Genomic DNA, 16,680 nt, shown 5'->3' with positions numbered 1-16,680 from the left:
TAGGAAAGGCCGCCGGAGAGATCCGGCGGCCTTTTCTCGTTGGTGATCAGGGTCGTTAGCGGGTCGGCAGGCCGGTCACCTTGGCGACGAAGTCTGCGATGGCTTGGGTATCATCGAGGTTGAAGACGGGGAGGGTGGTGTCGTCGACAGGATGGTCTGCCGCTATCGCCATGATGTGGGGGTCGCTTGGGGCGAGCGGCTCGCGATTTTTGGCCTCCAGCCGTCGGGCTTCAATCTTCGGTACAAGTTCGCGTTTGTAGCCCTCGATCAGAACGAGGTCGCACGGACCGATGCGGGCCAAGATCGCCTCGAATGATGGCTCAGGACCTCCGCGCAATTCGTGCATGATCGCGAACCGCGTGCCTGAGACGATAACCACCTCGGCGGCGCCCGCCTGGCGATGGCGGTAGCTGTCAGCACCGACCTTGTCGATGTCGAAGTCATGGTGAGCATGCTTGATGGTCGATATGCGATAACCGCGGCGGGTGAATTCCTCCACCAGCCTGACGGCAAGCCCGGTCTTGCCGGAATTCTTCCAGCCGGAAATGCCAAAGATGCGGGGTGTCTCGCTCATTTCATGCCTTTCCGGAGCAGTATCCCGGCCTGGGCCAGATCGTCTGGTGTGTTGATATTGAAGAACGGATCCTGGAGGCCGATGTCGGTTTCAATCATGGGAAATTCGACGACCGCCTGAGGATGGCGATCGATAAAGTCGAAGACCCGGCGGTGGCTCGGATCGTCAAGCCAGGCCTCCAGATCGGCTGCCAGCTCTCTTGGCCATAGAGCGACGACGGGATGCGTCCTGCCTGCCGAGGCGGCCAGCACGACGGTTCCGGCCGAAGCCTTCGTGCTCAGACGCTCGACAAGGTCCAGCGGCAGAAATGGAGTGTCTCCGGGAACGGTCAGGAGATGGGTGTAATCACCGCCATGTCGCTCCAAGGCTTTCAATCCCGCCAACACGCCTGCTAACGGGCCTGGCCGGCCGGGTCTGGTGTCGGGACAATTGGGAATGCCGAGATCAAGCGGATAATCTGACACGGCGTTGAGCCATACAGGATCTGCCTGCGCTTGCAGGCGCTCGAGAACCTGGACGATCAATGATTTTCCGCCAAGAAGCATCTGCGTCTTGTCGCGCCCCATGCGACGAGACACTCCGCCCGCAAGGATGAGGGCTGGGAGCCCGTGCGGCGTGCTCATGTCCCACCTGCTACGACTTCCGGTCGACAAGACGATTGCGTGGCCAGGGACATCGTAGTCTGCCTTGTTTCTTTATGCAGGCTTCAGACCGGTGTCACCGGTCCTGTGCGTGCCGCCAATTCTGCCTTGCGTTTGTTTTCCCGGTAAAATGTGTAGAGGCCCGAGGCAATGACGATGGTTGCGCCGAGTAGTGTCGCAAGTGTCGGTATTTCGCCGAAGAAGACGAAACCGAGCAGTACCGCCCAGAGGAGGCTGGTGTAGCGGAATGGAGCGATGAAGGAAATTTCACCGGTTCTCATCGCCATGATGATCGATTGGTAGCCGACGAATAGAAAACCTGACGAGACGAGAAGTGTGCCATAGGCGCCATATGATACCGGTTGCCAGCCGCCATAAACCGGGATCAGCAGCAGTCCGGCAAACGAAATGCTGGCAGCGGTGAACAGGGTGACCGTGAACGAGGAGACATTCGGGTCAATCTTCTTGGTGACCAGATCGCGACCTGCTGCCGTGACCACGCTGATCACGACATAAAGAGCCGCCAGCGTGAAGCCTTCGGGGCCTGGCTGAATGATGATCATCACGCCGACGAAGCCAACGCCGATTGCGGTCCAGCGGCGCCAGCCGACAGGCTCGCGGAAAAAGAGCGCGGCACCCAGCGTGACGGCGAGCGGCAGAGACTGCAGGATGGCAGATGCGTTGGCGAGCGGGATTTGGCCAAGTGCGGTCAAAAATGTAATCGCGGCGATGGTCTCGAGGGCGATGCGACAGAGGATGAGCGGCTGAAACAGGTTGCGGATGTGACCCAGCGCGCCGAGCCGTCTCGCGACGAGATAGACCATGACTGTTGTCAGGGCACCCCGAACGAACATGATCTGGCCGACGGTCATTTCGCCGGTTACGGACTTGGTCAGCGCGTCGTTGAAAGTGAAGCCGGCCATCGAGAGCGCCATCAAGGCTGCGCCTCGCATATTGTCGGATAATGCCATTTTTAAAAGATCCTGAAACTTGCAGGCACCCTTCTAAACCAAGGTCGGAGAGGGCGGAACCGATTTTCTGGCAAAAAATATAAAAGTTCAGGTATCCGAACTGCCATGAAATGCCAAAAAACGAGCGGCGGTTAACCTTTGTTCAAACTTGGCGGGTGAAGCTCGATCAGCATGTTCCACATGAGGTGGAGCGCCCGTTTGACGCCGCGCAGATGTTTTTAAGCGTGGGCGCTGACCTCGTTCCGAGGGTTTCATGAGTTTCATTGATCGCCTGCTGCAGAGCCGCAGAATTGTTACGAAAGTTTTGTTGTTTGTCGTTCCTCTCGTCCTGCTCATGGCAGGTGTTGGACTTCTGGGTTACCGGACGGCCATTATGTTGAACGGCCACATGACCGTCACCCGCGCCACGATCGGCAATATCAGCGATCTTGAGCAGGTTCAGGGTGGCTTGCAGGAATTCAGCCTTGATCCGACCGAGGCCAGCCGCAAGAATGTTCTGGCTGCCGTCGACATGCAGGAAAGCGGCCTTGCAGTGCTTGATGGCGTTCTTGCGGATCAGGCACAGAATGCCGATCTTAGCGATCTGCGCGCGCTTCCGCAGCGCATGCGCGATCAGACAAAGGCGATGTGGGATAACCATCAACAGCGCAGCGCCTTCGATACCGGGCTGGTCGATGCGGTCGAAGCCTTGCAGGGCGATGGCAAGCAGATCGTCAAGCAGGTGGATTTCGTCCGCAAGGAACTTGCCGATAAGGAGCGTTTCGCCAAGGAGTTGCTGTTCGACGCATCGGCGTTCCAGTCTCTGATCGATCGTCTCGGTAAGCTCCGGGTTGCGGTTCAGATGGGATTTACACCGACAGAACAGCTCGATGAGGCCAAACTCTATGCCGGCGCGATGCAAAAGGATCTTGCCAAAGCTCAGGCAATCGCCTCCGAAAAGGGTAAAGTGCTGATCGACGAGGTGGCCGGCTCCATGAGCCGGATCGACGCGATCTTGAAATCGACAGATTCCGATGACGCCAAGGCGCAAGGCCTGAACAAAGTGTTGTCCGAGCTTGTCCTGATCGAACAGAAAATCACGCTGCAGGCTTCCAAAAACAGTGATGTGGCCGCCGACCGATTTGTCGGCCTCGACAAGCTTGTCGCGGACCAGAAGGAACTCATGAGCCTGGTCGATGACGCGGCCATGGAGATCGCAACGCTGGAACTGCGCGTGCAGAAAATGCTCGGAAGCCTGGATGAGGCCTCGCGCGGGATTGTTCTGTCGAACGTCTCGGCGCTTGCCGAGATGGCTGCGCGGATTTCCGAGCTTGGATCAAAGAATAGTGCGCTGCGCGATTTTCCGAAGACCATTGCACCACGCCTGAAGACGATCGAGGACAATTCGCAGGCCCTCCTGATGGCCGGAGAGAGCTGGCAGGCACTGCGGCTCGCATCCACCGACTATGTCTCGACGGCGATGGCATCCCTGCGCGATTTTGTCAGCAATGCGCAGGAGGTCGGCAAGGAAGACAGCGAACGATCGGCAAGCATCTCGATCATCACGATGGTGATCGGAACACTGTTGGCGATTGTCGGCGGTCTGATGTTGATCGAAACATTGCGTGGGCCATTGAAGCGGATCACCGGTGTGATGTCGCGCCTGGCGAATGGCGACCTGTCCGTGCCCATCGAGGGGCGCAATCGTGGTGACGAGATCGGCGACATGGTTCGTTCCGTGACGGTGTTCAGAGATGCCGCGCTGGAAAACAGGCGCCTGGAAGAAGAGGCAACACAGTCGCGCCAATTGTCGGCGCGCGAGACTGAACAGCGGGCAGAGGAGCGTGCGCGGGTCGAGGCTGATCAACGCGCAGCCCTCGAGGCACTGTCATCGGTGCTCCAGGCGCTTGCCAATGGCCACCTCAATGTCAACATGCGGGAAGATCTGCCGGCGGACTTCGTGGCCATGGCAACCACCTACAACCATGCCGTCGAAGCGCTGCGTCTGACGCTCGAGGACGTGCGTGGTGCCAGCGCGGACATCAATGCCGGCACGGAGAACCTTGCCGTCTCAGCCGATGATCTTGCCCGCCGCACCGAACAGCAGGCTGCGGCGCTGGAAGAGAGCGTGCGCGCGCTGTCGCATCTGAGCGACGTGGTTCGATCAACGGCGGATGGCGCCGGTCGGACCGCGCGCTCGGTGGCCTCGGCGCGAGATCATGCCCGGCAGTCGGGCGTCGTGGTCAAGAAAGCGGTCGAGGCGATGGCCGAGATCAGCCGCTCATCCGACAAGATCTCGACCATCATCGGCGTCATCGATGAGATAGCCTTCCAGACCAACCTGCTGGCTCTCAACGCCGGCGTCGAAGCGGCGCGCGCCGGCGAAGCCGGGCGTGGATTTGCTGTCGTGGCACAGGAAGTTCGTGACCTTGCCCAGCGCTGCGCGAATGCGGCCAAGGAGATCAAGGCGCTGATTTCGGTCAGCGGGGGCCAGGTCAAATCGGGTGTGGAACTGGTCGAGAACACCGGCGAGGTCCTGCAGACGATCATTAATCAGGTCGAGGAAGTTCAGGGGCTTGTCGAAACGATTTCAGCCGCAACTCGTGAACAGTCCACCGGCATCAGCGAGGTCACGAGCGCCGTTCGCGATGTCGAACTGATCACCCAGCAGAACGCCGCCATGGTCGAGGAAAACAATGCTGAAATCCATGGGCTTCGCCAGCGGGTCGAAAACCTGATGGCCAAGATCGAGCACTTCCGGACCGAGGCACCGCATGCACAGCGGCAGCCGCTGCGACGGAGTGCCTGAGGTCCTCTTGATATGAATAGAGCCGGCGGCGGTTAGCCGCCGGTGACGCTCATGTGGCGACCGACCGCGGGTTTTCGATGATCGCGGTCGATGATGAAATCATGCCCCTTGGGCTTGCGGGTGATCGCTTCGTCGATTGCCGCCGACAGATAGGCATTGTCATCGGATGCACGAAGCGCTGTGCGAAGGTCTGCCGCATCGTCCTGGCCGAGACACATATAGAGCGTGCCCGTGCAGGTCAGGCGGACGCGGTTGCAGCTCTCGCAGAAGTTATGCGTCAGCGGCGTAATGAAGCCCAATCGTCCACCGGTTTCCCCGACTTCGACATACCGCGCCGGCCCGCCTGTCTTGTAGGGGATTTCCCTCAGCGTGAAGCGTTCTTCCAGCCTGCTGCGCACAAGCGACAGCGGCAGATACTGGTCGGTGCGATCCTCGCCCGTTTCACCCATCGGCATGGTTTCGATCAGCGTCAGGTCCATGCCTTCTGCATGGGCGAATGACATCAGGTCAGGAATTTCCGCTTCGTTGAAATCCTTGAGGGCCACGGCGTTCAACTTGACATGAATGCCTGCAGCCTGGGCTGCCTTGATGCCTTCCATGACCTTGTCGAGTTCACCCCACCGGGTGATCGACTTGAATTTGGCAGGATCCAGCGTGTCGAGCGAAACATTGATCCGGCGCACGCCGCAGTCGGCCAGTTCAGCGGCATGGCGCGCAAGCTGCGAGCCATTGGTCGTCAGTGTCAGTTCGTCGAGACCGTCGCCGAGGTGACGTGACAGGCCGCGGATGAGAAACATGATGTTCTTGCGGACCAGCGGTTCGCCGCCGGTCAGCCTCAGCTTGCGCACACCCTTGGCGATGAAGGCGGAACAGAGGCGGTCCAGCTCTTCCAGCGTCAGCAGGTCCTTCTTTGGCAAAAAGGTCATGTTTTCCGCCATGCAATAGGTGCAGCGGAAGTCGCAACGATCGGTAACCGAGACCCGCAGATAGGTGACGCTCCGGCCAAACGGGTCGATCATCGGCGCGGTTCGCTCTGCGAGCGGCGCTGCAGTTTGCCATGAGGCAGGGCTGTGATCCAATTTCAGGTCTCCCGATGTTTGCCGTAATGTGGGCTCGCACCGTCGAAGCGTCAAGCGAACTGACCTGAATAGTCATTCAAATTCTCTTGCACGGGGTTGGCCAAGGCCCTACCTGTGCTGCACAATTTTGCGAATTTGATCGAGTGAGAACCGGCATGAGCGACACCTGGCCCAGCGAACTCAAGGTTTCTACAGACCGCCGTCTTTTGACCGTCAGTTTCAATGACGGGTTCGTGGCGCAATTGCCGGCCGAGATGCTTCGGGTTCTGTCACCGTCAGCCGAAGTGCAGGGGCATGGTCCGGGGCAAAAGGTGACCGTGCCGGGCAAGCGCAACGTCACGATCAAGTCGATGACCCCGACCGGAAACTATGCGGTGCGTATCGGCTTCGACGACGGGCATGACACCGGGATTTTCACCTGGATCTATCTGCGCGAACTTGGAGACGGCGGTGCCGCGAAATTCGCCGAATATGAAGGTGAACTCGCCACCAAGGGGCTCAGCCGCGATCCTCGCTGATTGGGGCAATGTCATGCGCGTCCTCGCCAAGATCGGCAGCCAACATCCGCTGAATCAGCTTGTCCATGCTGTCGGCCATCTTCAGGCAGTCCTCAAGCGGAGTTGCAGACAGCGTGCGCTCGATCAGATCTGTCTGGATGAGCATCGCCTGCTCGGTGAGAGCTCGTCCCTCAACGGTCAGGGACAGCCTTAATATGCGCTTGTCGCGCTGATCGGGGCGGCGCTCCAACAGACCACGTTTTTCCATTTGTGGGAGCAGCATGCTCATATTGGAGCGGCCGACAAGCAGCTTGCGGGCCAGTTCCTGCTGCGAGATCGCCTCAAAACGGTAAAGATTCACCAGGATATCGAGATGCGGCGGCTTGATGTCCAATGGAGCGAGCGCCCGTGTGAGCGCCTGTTGCATCAGCTGGCAGGCGCGGCCGACGGAGATCCAGCTGCGAAAACGGGGGTGATCCCAAGGGAAGGCTTGATTTTTGTTCATTCTTGTACTTTATTGTTCAATATTGAACATTAAATTGGATCTCCGACTATGACATCCTTCGCTTTCAAGGTCATCCGTTTCGGATTCTCCCGACTGGAGGCGCTGTCACCCAGGCTGTCCGGCAGCCTCGCTTTCAAGCTCTTCTGTCGCACACCCGGCCGTCAGCCGAAAGGGGAGAAAGCAAAGCGCGTGTTTATGGCGGGCCAGCAGACGCTGAAAAATGCCGCGCTCGTGCGGTTGCCGACGTCTGTCGGCAATGTTGGCACCTATCATCTGGCGAGCGGAACAATCCGGCGCGGGACACCGCGGCTGCTGGTGGTTCATGGATGGGGCTCCCGGGCGGAATACCTGGTCGATCTTGCCTTGGGCCTGAGTGCGGCAGGCGCCGAGGTAGTCTTGCTTGACCTTCCGGGGCATGGCGTATCCAGCGGACGCCGGCTTGATCTCCGGCTCGCCGCCGAGGCCATCGGCGCCACGGAGCGGCATTATGGTCCCTTTGACGGTGTGGTTGGACACTCCTTCGGTGGCGCGGCCGTCATGACGGCTGCAGGTGGGGTGTTTGGCGAGCGGTCAAGTCTCAGAGCTGAACGCATCGTGCTCATCGGAGCGCCTTCCAGCATGGGTGAGGTGTTTGCCGGATTCGCGTCGACGATCGGCCTTGGCCGGCGCAGCATGGCGGCCATGCGTGCGCGGGCTGAGCAGTATGTCGGTGTCGGGGTCGAGCAACTCGACACGGTCACGGCGGCGCGGCGCATTGATCGTCCGCTGCTGGTGGTGCATGCAGAGGACGACAAGGAAGTGAATGTCGGTCATGCGCAGCGCTATATTGGCTTGTCGCCGAAGGTGCGGCATCTCTGGGCCAATGGCCATGGGCACCGGCGGATCGTCAGTGCTCCCGAGGTGATCGGTGCAGTTGCCGATTTTCTCGTGAGGGATCCGGCGAACGACGCTTCCGGACACCGTGCAGTGTCATAGGCTTGTCATCACTCTTTTCTAGGAGCCTGTGACATGGAATGCTGCCTTCAGCGCGGCAATGCCCGCTACGCTCAGGAGAGGCAGCATGAACGTGATCCGGACAGCAGAACAGTTGAAGCAGATTTATGGTGATGTATCCGAGGCCTCGGTTGCCAAGGTCACACGGGTTCTGACGGCGCAGTATCGCCAGATGATCGAAATCTCTCCCTTCGTTGCCTTGGCCACCGTCGGACCGGAGGGACTCGATTGCTCGCCACGCGGAGATCGTGGCGCCGTTGTGCGTGTTGAGGACGAAACGACACTGTCCATGCCCGACTGGCGCGGTAACAATCGCGTCGATTCGCTGCTCAATATCGTGCGGGATCCGCGCGTTGCCCTGATGTTCCTCATTCCGGGTTCGAACACAGCAATACGTGTCAATGGAAAAGCGGTCGTCTCGGTTGAGCCGGCACTGCTTGCCAGCTTCGAAATGGACCTGAAACACCCGCGCAGCGTGATCGTGATTTCGATCGATGAGGTCTATTTCCAGTGCGCGCGCGCTATCATGCGTGCGGATCTGTGGAACCCGGACGTTCGGGTTGATCCTGGCCAGTTGCCGACACCCGGCGATCTTCTGAAGGCGGCAAAGGCCGATTTCGACAAGGAAACGTACGACCGGGAATGGCCGGCGCGTGCGGCGAAGACCATGTGGTAGTTGCACATAGCCCGCGCACTCAAGCGCGGGCGCACGCTTACCGCTTGTAGATCAGCCAACTCTTGGTGAAGTCCTTCTTCATTCCGTCTTCGTAGAGCTTGGTGCGGTTGCGACCTGCATTCTTGGCGCAGTAGAGCGCGATGTCCGATTTGGCATACAGTTCGCCCGCGTCCTCCGCATCGGTTGCCATGCAATAGCCGAGGGAAATGGTCACAGGACCGTAGTTGACGCCGGTCTTGGAATTCTTGAACGGGGTTGTTTCCAAGGCGACCCTGACCCGCTCGCAGATCTGATTGACTTCCTCGACAGTGTTGCCGTCGATGATGATGGCGAATTCCTCGCCGCCAGTGCGGGCAACGAAGCAGTCCTTGCGGACGTTGGCCCGGATGACATTCGCGACCGTGGCCAGAATCTTGTCGCCGACGGGATGACCGTATGCGTCATTGACCTTCTTGAAATTGTCGATGTCGGCCAGGACCAGGGCGGAAAGTGTATGGCCGTCGTTGGCGTAGACGGCAGACAGCTTTTCATCAAAGGCGCGCCGATTGGCAATACGGGTCAATGAATCCGTGTTGGCGATCCGTTTGTATTCGTCGAGTTCCTTACGGACGAGATCCATTTCATGCGATTTTTGCGACACCTGGGACACGGTTCGCTCACCATGTGCCATGGTGCTGCCGGTGGCTTCGGTCAGGATGGTGATCGCACTGCGCAGAATGTCCGCGCTCGAATTGCTTTTGGAATTGATGCGGCTGTAGGTTTCGCCCAGCAGTTTGTTGTAGCTTTCCAGCGAGGTCTGTTCCTGTTGCAGGACCCTCAGCAGGCTTTCAAGCTCACCGATCAGCTTGGTGTGGGCATTTTCGATTGCGCGGCCCTGATGGCTGCCGAAATATTGCTCGCCGATAGCGTCAAGTTCGTCCTGCGTCGCTTTGCTGCCAAGGGCCGCAAGCTCGCGGGTCAGTGCCGGATTGGAGCCAATATAGGCCTCGTAAAATAGCTCGTAATTGCGCGGAATGGGAGCGACGCCCATTGTGCGCATTGCGAATGAGATCTGTGCCGCCACGTCAGTTACCTGCGCTTTGGGCGGTGGCGCCGTCGTCATCGGCCAACTCCAGTAGATTGGTCGGACCTTCTAGTCCCAAGAAATTGTTTATCGATAAAAACTTTGAAAATGTTTAATTATATCGATGTGACAAATCATGCACGCAAACTTGCATTGCGACTGCCAGGCTGCGCAAGCCTTTGTTTTTAAAGCAATGTATAGGCCCGGTTAGCTTTTTGGTCGCCAGGCCTGGCGGAAAATTAGGTTCAGCCGAGATTGAATTCCTGGAAGAAATCATTGCCCTTGTCATCCGTAACGATGAAGGCAGGGAAATCTTCAACCTCGATCTTCCAGACCGCCTCCATACCCAGTTCCGGGTACTCGAGAACCTCGACCTTGCGGATGCAGTCCTGGGCAAGGCGTGCGGCCGGACCACCGATGGAGCCGAGATAGAATCCGCCATGGGTCTTGCAAGCTTCGCGCACGGCGCGTGAGCGGTTGCCCTTGGCGAGCATCACCATCGATCCCCCGAAGGACTGGAACTGGTCTACGTAACTATCCATGCGACCGGCCGTGGTCGGGCCGAAGGAGCCCGAGGCAAAACCAGTCGGGGTCTTGGCCGGGCCTGCGTAGTAGACCGGATGGTTTTTCATGTAGTCCGGCATACCTTCGCCCTTTTCCAGTCGCTCGCGGATCTTGGAATGGGCGAGGTCGCGGGCAACGATGATGGTGCCCGTGAGTGACAGTCGCGTCTTGACCGGGTGCCGGGTGAGTTCGGCGAGGATGGCGCTCATCGGCTGATTGAGGTCGATCTTGACCATCGACGACGACAGGGCCGCCTCGTCGATCTCGGGCATGTATTTCGACGGATCGGTCTCGAGCTGCTCGATATAGATCCCGTCCCGGGTGATCTTGCCCATGGCCTGACGATCGGCGGAACAGGAGACACCGAGGCCGATCGGCAATGAGGCGCCATGACGGGGCAGGCGGATCACACGAACGTCATGACAGAAATACTTGCCTCCGAACTGGGCACCGACACCCATGGACTGGGTCAGCTTGTGGATTTCCTGCTCCATCTCGATATCCCGGAAGGCATGCCCGCTCTCGGAGCCCTCCGTGGGGAGACAGTCGAGATAGCGCGCCGAAGCGAGCTTGACCGTTTTCAGCGTCATCTCGGCAGACAGGCCGCCGATGACGATCGCCAGATGGTAGGGGGGACAAGCTGCTGTTCCCAGCGTGAGGATCTTCTCCTTGAGGAAGTCGATCATGCGATCCTTGGTCAGAAGCGAGGGGGTGCCCTGATAGAGGAAGGTCTTGTTGGCCGAGCCGCCGCCCTTGGCCATGAACAGGAACTTGTAGGCGTCCTCGCCTTCCTCGTAGATGTCGATCTGCGCCGGCAGGTTGGTCTTGGTGTTCTTTTCCTCGAACATCTTCAAGGGCGCCAGCTGCGAGTAACGCAGGTTGCGGCGCTCATAGGCATCACGAACGCCGGCGGCCAGCGCCTCGTAGTCGCCGCCATCGGTCCAGACACGCCGGCCCTTCTTGCCCATGACGATCGCCGTGCCGGTGTCCTGGCACATTGGCAGGACACCGCCGGCTGCGATATTGGCGTTCTTCAGCAAGTCGTAGGCGACAAAGCGATCGTTGTCGGTCGCTTCCGGATCCTCAAGGATCGACGCTAGCTGCTTCAGGTGGCCAGGGCGGAGCAGGTGGTTGATGTCGGAGAGGGCGGCCTCTGCCAGCAGTCTCAAGCCCTCCGGATCCACGTTGAGGATCTCCTGGCCCTTGAAAGTTTCGACAGACACATAGTCGGAGGTCAGCTTGCGGTAGGGGGTTTTGTCTTCGCCAAGAGGAAAGAGATCGTCAGCCATCAGTCCAGAGCCTTTCAGCGGCAGGTTGTCGGATGGCGGCTGTTTACGGTGATGGGGGTTAAATTTCAATGATTCTAAAGAAGGGAGGCGTTTTGACGAGCGAGCGTGGCGAGCCGGGTGAAGTCAGGCCAGGTCACCCAACGTACGCAGGAACGTCGCTGTGTTCACACATTCTCGCCCGCCCAAGGTCAATGTTGTTTCGTAGGCTTTCTTGAGTTCCAGCTCGAACTGCTGCTGATTGAACGCGGTCAACCACAGCACCAGTGCTTCCTGCATAACCTGGCTGGCATTGGCAAAACGACCGGCACAAATCAGAACCTCGATCCGGGCAACGATGTCCGGATCAAGGTAGATCGTCAGCGGTTGTTTGGCGATCTCCAACATGGATGTTGGTTTAGCATTATTGCATGTAATGCGGAACGGCTTAACTTAAGCTGTGCACAGTTTTGATTCGCGATCAGTCGGTCTCAGTTTGGCCCGATCATCAGTTCCGGCCGAACAAACTGGTCGAATTCCTCATTGCTCAGATACCCGCCGCCAACGGCCTCTTCGCGCAGGGTCGTGCCATTCTTGTGGGCGGTCTTGGCGATCTTGGCACAGGTGTCGTAGCCGAGCTTGCCATTCAAGGCCGTCACCAGCATCAGCGAATTCTCCACACCCTTGCGGATATTGTCTTCGCGCGCTTCGATGCCGATAACGCAATTGTCGGTAAAGGAGACGGCGGCATCGCCGAGCAACTGGACCGACTGGAGGAAATTGTAGGCCATCATCGGATTGAAGACGTTCAATTCGAAATGGCCCTGGCTGCCGGCAAACGTGATTGCTGCATTGTTGCCGAAGATGTGCGCGCAGACCTGGGTGAGGGCTTCCGACTGGGTCGGATTGACCTTGCCCGGCATGATCGATGAGCCCGGCTCGTTTTCCGGCAACGACAGTTCGCCGAGACCGGCGCGTGGGCCGGATCCGAGAAAACGGATATCGTTGGCAATCTTGAACAGCGCTGCGGCCGCTGCATTGATCGCGCCATGGGCAAAGACCATCGCGTCGTGAGCGGCAAGTGCCTCGAACTTGTTGGGAGCGGTGACAAACGGGATCGAGGTGATCAATGCAATTTCCTCAGCCACCTTTTCGGCGAAACCGATCGGCGCGTTCAAGCCAGTGCCGACAGCTGTGCCGCCCTGGGCAAGTTCGTATAGGCCGGGCAGCGTGAGTTCGATACGCTTGATCGACGAGGCGACCTGAGCGGCGTAGCCGGAGAATTCCTGGCCAAGCGTCAATGGCGTCGCGTCCTGGGTGTGGGTGCGGCCGATCTTGATGATATGGGCGAAGGCCTTGGCCTTGGCGTCGAGCGCATCGTGTAGATGCTTCAGGCCGGGCAGCAGGTGGTGGATGACATGTTCCGCGGCAGCGATATGCATCGCGGTGGGGTAGGTGTCGTTCGACGACTGGCTCATGTTGACATGGTCATTCGGATGAACCGGTTTCTTCGATCCCATGACGCCGCCCAGCATCTCGATTGCGCGATTGGAAATAACTTCGTTGGCGTTCATGTTGGACTGGGTGCCGGACCCGGTTTGCCAGACGACCAGCGGGAAATGATCGTTGAGCTTGCCATCGATGACCTCCTGGGCCGCTTGCACGATCACATCGCCAATCGCGGGGTCAAGCTTGCCGAGCGCCATGTTGGCACGGGCCGCGGCCTGTTTAACGATGCCCAGCGCTCGGACCACCGGAAGCGGCTGCTTTTCCCAGCCGATCTTGAAATTACCCAACGAGCGTTCCGCCTGAGCGCCCCAGTAACGGTCGGCGACCACGTCAATCGGGCCAAAGGTATCGGTTTCAGTGCGGGTGGTCATGGTCGTCCTGTTTTGCTGTGCGCGCTTGCGCGCCGTCGGTGGATCGTCGAGTTGCCTGTGCTCAATATCTAGGTCGTATATCTCCTAGCGCAACCGCATAAGATTAAGGTGAGTGGAGATGTCAAGATATGTGTAGCGATGAAGGGCATCGTTGGCGTATCGAAACAGGTGTGATGTACGGGACCTGGCAAAGCGGCACATGCGGTCTGTCTGCGATATTGTGTCATATTCGGCACGGATCACAACAATTTGTGCATGTCAGCACCCTGTCCAGCCAGTGCCTCGCTTCTGCTTAAATTCTCCGTCAATCAAAAATTAACGAATATTTCCACTTAGTTTGCTGTGTTGGCCACATGTCTGCTTCGGCTGATTCACACAAAGTTGAGACCCCGAGCTGGATCCAATTGCGGGGTACAACTTTTCAAGCAAAAGCTGATCGGTTAGTGATCCGCGCAACAGGCTGTCGATGCCTCGAGTCCTTGTGGCTCGGATATTGAAATGAGAGCGAGAATGACGAGAAACAGGAAATTCGTGGTAACCGCGCTTTTGGCTGCGGCAACCGCCCTTGGCGGCCTTCCACACGAGGCTGGCGCGACAACGCTTCTCGATCTTCTTCGTGGCGGCCCTGGAAAGCAGACGAAGCGTCAGGCTGCGTCAGCCGCACTGGAACAGCAGGCTCAAGGCGGCCTGGAAATGGGCGACCCGGAACCGCTGCCAAAGGTTTCAGGACCCCGCTACTATACCTACAAGCCCGAAACGCAGCGTGCCATCAAGGTCAAGCTGCCGGTTGCCGGCGAGGGGGCTCAGGCACCGGAAGGTCAGGTCCTGGGCGCGCGCCGTTTTCTAACGGAAGCCTCCGTGCGAGCCACCGACGATGTCGCGAAGTCGGTCGAGACCTATTACGGTAATCCGAACAAGCCATTGATCTGGGTGACGGACGCCGGACTGACGGATCGTGCCGGCCAAATGATCGACGCGCTTTCGAAGGCAGGTGATGCAGGTCTGTCACCGGAAGACTATGCCGTCGTGCCGCCGGCCGAAGCTGGTGATCCGGCCGATCCGGAAAAGCGCCAGCGCGAATTGATGGCTTTCGAACTGGCGCTTTCGGCCAAGGTTCTGACTTACGTCAACGATACCACGCGCGGCCGCGTCGATCCCAACAAGATTTCCGGCTATCACGACTTCAAGCGCAAGGGCGTCAACCTCGCACCAGTTCTCGATATGCTTCGCTTGAGCCCGGATGTCGGCGCATACCTGCGCAACCGGGATCCGCACAACGCGCAATATGTTGCCTTGCGGAACGAACTCTTGCGCTTGCGTGCGGAAGACAGCCAATCGGCTCCAGTCATCACTGTGGCACCGGGCACATTGCTGAAGCCTGGGCAGAGCAATCCAGAGCTTGTCAATGTGATCGGTCTGTTGAAGCAGAATGGTTCCGACACACTAAAGAGCCAACATTCGGCTGTCTTGGCTGCCTATGCAGGCACACCGGATTATACGCCGGAGCTGGTGGCACTGGTCGAGACGTTCCAGCAGGAAAACGGCCTCAAGGCCGATGGTGTTGTCGGTCCGGCAACAGTGCGGGCCATGGTCGGCGATAGCAATGCCGAGAAGATCCAGAAGCTGATTGTCGCCATGGAGCAGATCCGCTGGCTGCCGACCGATCTCGGACAGCGGTATGTTTTCATCAACCAGCCCGCTTATACGGCTTATTACATCAACGATGGCCTCGAACAACTCAACATGCGGGTCGTTGTCGGCTCGCGTTCGAACCAGACCTATTTCTTCCAGGATCAGATCGAAACTGTCGAATTCAACCCCTATTGGGGCGTGCCGAAGTCGATCATCATCAATGAGATGTTGCCGAAGCTGCGCTCCGACCCGAGCTATCTCGACCGCCTGGGTTATGAAGTCAGCTATGGCGGGCGCAAGGTCGCGTCGAGCCAGATCGATTGGTACGCAACGCACTCGGTTGATGTGCGTCAGCCGCCGGGGGGAGACAATGCCCTTGGCGAACTGAAGATCCTGTTCCCCAACGAACACGCCATCTACATGCATGACACGCCATCGAAGAGTTTCTTCAATCGTGACATGCGGGCACTCAGCCACGGTTGCGTACGTCTGGCGGAGCCCCGCGTCATGGCCGCCGCGGTCATGGGGACGACGGTCGAGGAAATCGGCAAGCAGATAGCCTCAGGGCAGAACCGCGCGGTGCAGGTGCCGCAGAAGATCCCGGTCTATGTGGCCTATTTTACCGCTTGGCCGAATAAGGCCGGCGCCGTCGAGTTCTTTGACGATGTCTATGGTCGGGACGATGCGGTTGACAAGGCCCTGACGATCACGACGGATGCCCGCACACCGCGGTCGTAAGCAAGACGATTGCTTGCTGATAAGAATCGAAATGGCGGGCCTTGGCCCGCCATTTTCAGTTGTGCTGCTTGCTGCTGCCGGGTTCGGTTCAGGTGTTTTCCACCAACTCATTGACGAGCGCGACGGTCAGTTCGTCGAAATGGTTGATGATCCGGCTTGCGCCAAGGTGTTCGATCGGCGTGTCGGAATACCCGAACGGCACAGCGATCGATGCGATGCCGGCGTTGCGGGCTGCCAGAATGTCGTTGATGCTGTCGCCGATCATCAGTGCGCGCGCCGGATGACCGCCCGCTTTCTCGATCGTTCCGGTCAGATGTCGTGCGTCCGGTTTGCGCACGGGGAAAGTGTCTCCGCCGGTGATTGCGGCGAAGTGGTGCGTAAGGCCCAGTTTTTCGATCAGGGGGCGGGCAAGCTCTTCCAACTTGTTGGTGCAGACCGCAAGCGTGAAGCCTTCTGCCGCGAGCCGCTCCAAGGCGGCTACCAGTCCCGGATAGGCGCGGCTTTCGCCCGGCATCCCTGCCTTGTAATGATTGATGAAACGTTCGAGCAGCTCCGGCAATTCTTTCTCATCCAGCGGCACGTCACGGAGCGCAAAGGCCCGCGTGATCATTACGCGTGCGCCTTGTCCGACGAGATGTGTCAGGTCGTCATATCCGACGGGGGCAAGGTTCTGGACGGCAATGGTATGGTTCAGGCTGGCAACGAGATCGGGAGCGGTATCGACAAGTGTGCCGTCGAGATCGAAGACGATGGTGGTTTGTGTCACGGAAGCTCCATACGCTGGGCAGCAAGGTCCGTTCGGCGTTAGGGGAAA

15 protein-coding genes are annotated in these 16,680 nt (G+C 58.7%); 5 read left to right on the top strand and 10 right to left on the bottom strand.

The window, feature by feature from the left end; translation table 11 throughout:
• Window positions 1–55: 55 nt before the first annotated feature.
• The 3 genes from mobB to LQ231_RS14145 all read right to left on the bottom strand — a co-directional run bounded on the left by mobB (window position 56) and on the right by LQ231_RS14145 (window position 2,186).
• Entirely contained in the window at window positions 56–574 is a 519-nt protein-coding gene (gene mobB, locus LQ231_RS14155) for a molybdopterin-guanine dinucleotide biosynthesis protein B (protein ID WP_230171800.1), read from the bottom strand.
• Window positions 571–1,197, bottom strand: a complete 627-nt coding sequence (gene mobA / locus LQ231_RS14150) for a molybdenum cofactor guanylyltransferase MobA (protein ID WP_230171799.1) — start codon at window positions 1,195–1,197, stop codon at window positions 571–573. The genes mobB and mobA overlap by 4 nt, the downstream gene beginning before the upstream one ends.
• An 83-nt stretch (window positions 1,198–1,280) precedes the next feature.
• Window positions 1,281–2,186, bottom strand: a complete 906-nt coding sequence (locus tag LQ231_RS14145) for a DMT family transporter (RefSeq protein ID WP_230171798.1) — start codon at window positions 2,184–2,186, stop codon at window positions 1,281–1,283.
• A gap of 253 nt (window positions 2,187–2,439) precedes the next feature.
• Here LQ231_RS14145 and LQ231_RS14140 point away from each other — a divergent pair, with 253 nt between their 5' ends.
• Window positions 2,440–4,974 (top strand): methyl-accepting chemotaxis protein, encoded by a 2,535-nt coding sequence (locus LQ231_RS14140; protein WP_230171797.1) that lies wholly within the window; start codon window positions 2,440–2,442, stop codon window positions 4,972–4,974.
• A 32-nt stretch (window positions 4,975–5,006) separates the two neighbouring features.
• Here the strand turns inward: LQ231_RS14140 and moaA are convergent, their stop codons facing one another.
• Window positions 5,007–5,993: a GTP 3',8-cyclase MoaA gene (gene moaA, locus LQ231_RS14135; protein ID WP_230173359.1), complete on the bottom strand. Its 987-nt coding sequence runs from the start codon at window positions 5,991–5,993 to the stop codon at window positions 5,007–5,009.
• Window positions 5,994–6,208: 215 nt separating this feature from the next.
• On the opposite strand from moaA, the gene LQ231_RS14130 reads away from it, so the two are divergent.
• Window positions 6,209–6,571 (top strand): DUF971 domain-containing protein, encoded by a 363-nt coding sequence (locus tag LQ231_RS14130; RefSeq protein ID WP_113141633.1) that lies wholly within the window; start codon window positions 6,209–6,211, stop codon window positions 6,569–6,571.
• On the opposite strand, the gene LQ231_RS14125 is transcribed toward LQ231_RS14130, so the two are convergent.
• Complete coding sequence (locus LQ231_RS14125; protein ID WP_230171796.1) at window positions 6,552–7,055, bottom strand: MarR family transcriptional regulator; 504 nt, start codon at window positions 7,053–7,055, stop codon at window positions 6,552–6,554. The two genes, LQ231_RS14130 and LQ231_RS14125, sit on opposite strands and share 20 nt — an antisense overlap.
• A gap of 48 nt (window positions 7,056–7,103) precedes the next feature.
• Here LQ231_RS14125 and LQ231_RS14120 point away from each other — a divergent pair, with 48 nt between their 5' ends.
• Window positions 7,104–8,030, top strand: a complete 927-nt coding sequence (locus LQ231_RS14120; protein ID WP_230171795.1) for an alpha/beta hydrolase — start codon at window positions 7,104–7,106, stop codon at window positions 8,028–8,030.
• Between the two features lie 85 nt (window positions 8,031–8,115).
• Window positions 8,116–8,724 (top strand): pyridoxamine 5'-phosphate oxidase family protein, encoded by a 609-nt coding sequence (locus tag LQ231_RS14115; protein ID WP_113141630.1) that lies wholly within the window; start codon window positions 8,116–8,118, stop codon window positions 8,722–8,724.
• A gap of 37 nt (window positions 8,725–8,761) precedes the next feature.
• On the opposite strand, the gene LQ231_RS14110 is transcribed toward LQ231_RS14115, so the two are convergent.
• The 4 genes from LQ231_RS14110 to fumC form a co-directional block, all read right to left on the bottom strand.
• Window positions 8,762–9,826 (bottom strand): diguanylate cyclase, encoded by a 1,065-nt coding sequence (locus LQ231_RS14110; RefSeq protein ID WP_113141629.1) that lies wholly within the window; start codon window positions 9,824–9,826, stop codon window positions 8,762–8,764.
• Window positions 9,827–10,032: 206 nt separating this feature from the next.
• On the bottom strand, window positions 10,033–11,640 hold the full coding sequence (locus LQ231_RS14105; RefSeq protein ID WP_230171794.1) for a fumarate hydratase: 1,608 nt from the start codon (window positions 11,638–11,640) through the stop codon (window positions 10,033–10,035).
• Window positions 11,641–11,763: 123 nt separating this feature from the next.
• Window positions 11,764–12,024 carry a ribbon-helix-helix protein, CopG family gene (locus LQ231_RS14100; RefSeq protein ID WP_230171793.1) on the bottom strand — a complete coding sequence of 87 codons (261 nt, stop codon included), beginning with the start codon at window positions 12,022–12,024 and terminating at the stop codon, window positions 11,764–11,766.
• Window positions 12,025–12,107: 83 nt separating this feature from the next.
• Window positions 12,108–13,496, bottom strand: coding sequence for a class II fumarate hydratase (gene fumC, locus LQ231_RS14095; protein WP_230171792.1), 1,389 nt, complete (start codon window positions 13,494–13,496; stop codon window positions 12,108–12,110).
• Window positions 13,497–14,006: 510 nt separating this feature from the next.
• Here fumC and LQ231_RS14090 point away from each other — a divergent pair.
• Window positions 14,007–15,866 carry a L,D-transpeptidase family protein gene (locus tag LQ231_RS14090; RefSeq protein WP_230171791.1) on the top strand — a complete coding sequence of 620 codons (1,860 nt, stop codon included), beginning with the start codon at window positions 14,007–14,009 and terminating at the stop codon, window positions 15,864–15,866.
• A gap of 88 nt (window positions 15,867–15,954) precedes the next feature.
• Here LQ231_RS14090 and LQ231_RS14085 read toward each other — a convergent pair whose 3' ends face one another.
• Window positions 15,955–16,632 carry an HAD family hydrolase gene (locus LQ231_RS14085; RefSeq protein ID WP_230171790.1) on the bottom strand — a complete coding sequence of 226 codons (678 nt, stop codon included), beginning with the start codon at window positions 16,630–16,632 and terminating at the stop codon, window positions 15,955–15,957.
• Window positions 16,633–16,680 lie beyond the last annotated feature (48 nt).

This window comes from Rhizobium sp. CECT 9324 (assembly GCF_918741265.1).
Lineage (GTDB): Bacteria > Pseudomonadota > Alphaproteobacteria > Rhizobiales > Rhizobiaceae > Allorhizobium.
Note: the sequence above shows the minus strand (reverse complement) of the source record. Positions and strands in the feature narration are given on the sequence as shown.

What these genes read in the sequence shown, in the direction of transcription:
- mobB (WP_230171800.1), bottom strand. Translation starts at nt 574, where the DNA reads ATGAGCGAGACACCCCGCATCTTTGGCATTTCCGGCTGGAAGAATTCC.
- mobA (WP_230171799.1), bottom strand. Translation starts at nt 1,197, where the DNA reads ATGAGCACGCCGCACGGGCTCCCAGCCCTCATCCTTGCGGGCGGAGTG.
- LQ231_RS14145 (WP_230171798.1), bottom strand. Translation starts at nt 2,186, where the DNA reads ATGGCATTATCCGACAATATGCGAGGCGCAGCCTTGATGGCGCTCTCG.
- LQ231_RS14140 (WP_230171797.1), top strand. Translation starts at nt 2,440, where the DNA reads ATGAGTTTCATTGATCGCCTGCTGCAGAGCCGCAGAATTGTTACGAAA.
- moaA (WP_230173359.1), bottom strand. Translation starts at nt 5,993, where the DNA reads ATGATCGACCCGTTTGGCCGGAGCGTCACCTATCTGCGGGTCTCGGTT.
- LQ231_RS14130 (WP_113141633.1), top strand. Translation starts at nt 6,209, where the DNA reads ATGAGCGACACCTGGCCCAGCGAACTCAAGGTTTCTACAGACCGCCGT.
- LQ231_RS14125 (WP_230171796.1), bottom strand. Translation starts at nt 7,055, where the DNA reads ATGAACAAAAATCAAGCCTTCCCTTGGGATCACCCCCGTTTTCGCAGC.
- LQ231_RS14120 (WP_230171795.1), top strand. Translation starts at nt 7,104, where the DNA reads ATGACATCCTTCGCTTTCAAGGTCATCCGTTTCGGATTCTCCCGACTG.
- LQ231_RS14115 (WP_113141630.1), top strand. Translation starts at nt 8,116, where the DNA reads ATGAACGTGATCCGGACAGCAGAACAGTTGAAGCAGATTTATGGTGAT.
- LQ231_RS14110 (WP_113141629.1), bottom strand. Translation starts at nt 9,826, where the DNA reads ATGACGACGGCGCCACCGCCCAAAGCGCAGGTAACTGACGTGGCGGCA.
- LQ231_RS14105 (WP_230171794.1), bottom strand. Translation starts at nt 11,640, where the DNA reads ATGGCTGACGATCTCTTTCCTCTTGGCGAAGACAAAACCCCCTACCGC.
- LQ231_RS14100 (WP_230171793.1), bottom strand. Translation starts at nt 12,024, where the DNA reads ATGTTGGAGATCGCCAAACAACCGCTGACGATCTACCTTGATCCGGAC.
- fumC (WP_230171792.1), bottom strand. Translation starts at nt 13,496, where the DNA reads ATGACCACCCGCACTGAAACCGATACCTTTGGCCCGATTGACGTGGTC.
- LQ231_RS14090 (WP_230171791.1), top strand. Translation starts at nt 14,007, where the DNA reads ATGACGAGAAACAGGAAATTCGTGGTAACCGCGCTTTTGGCTGCGGCA.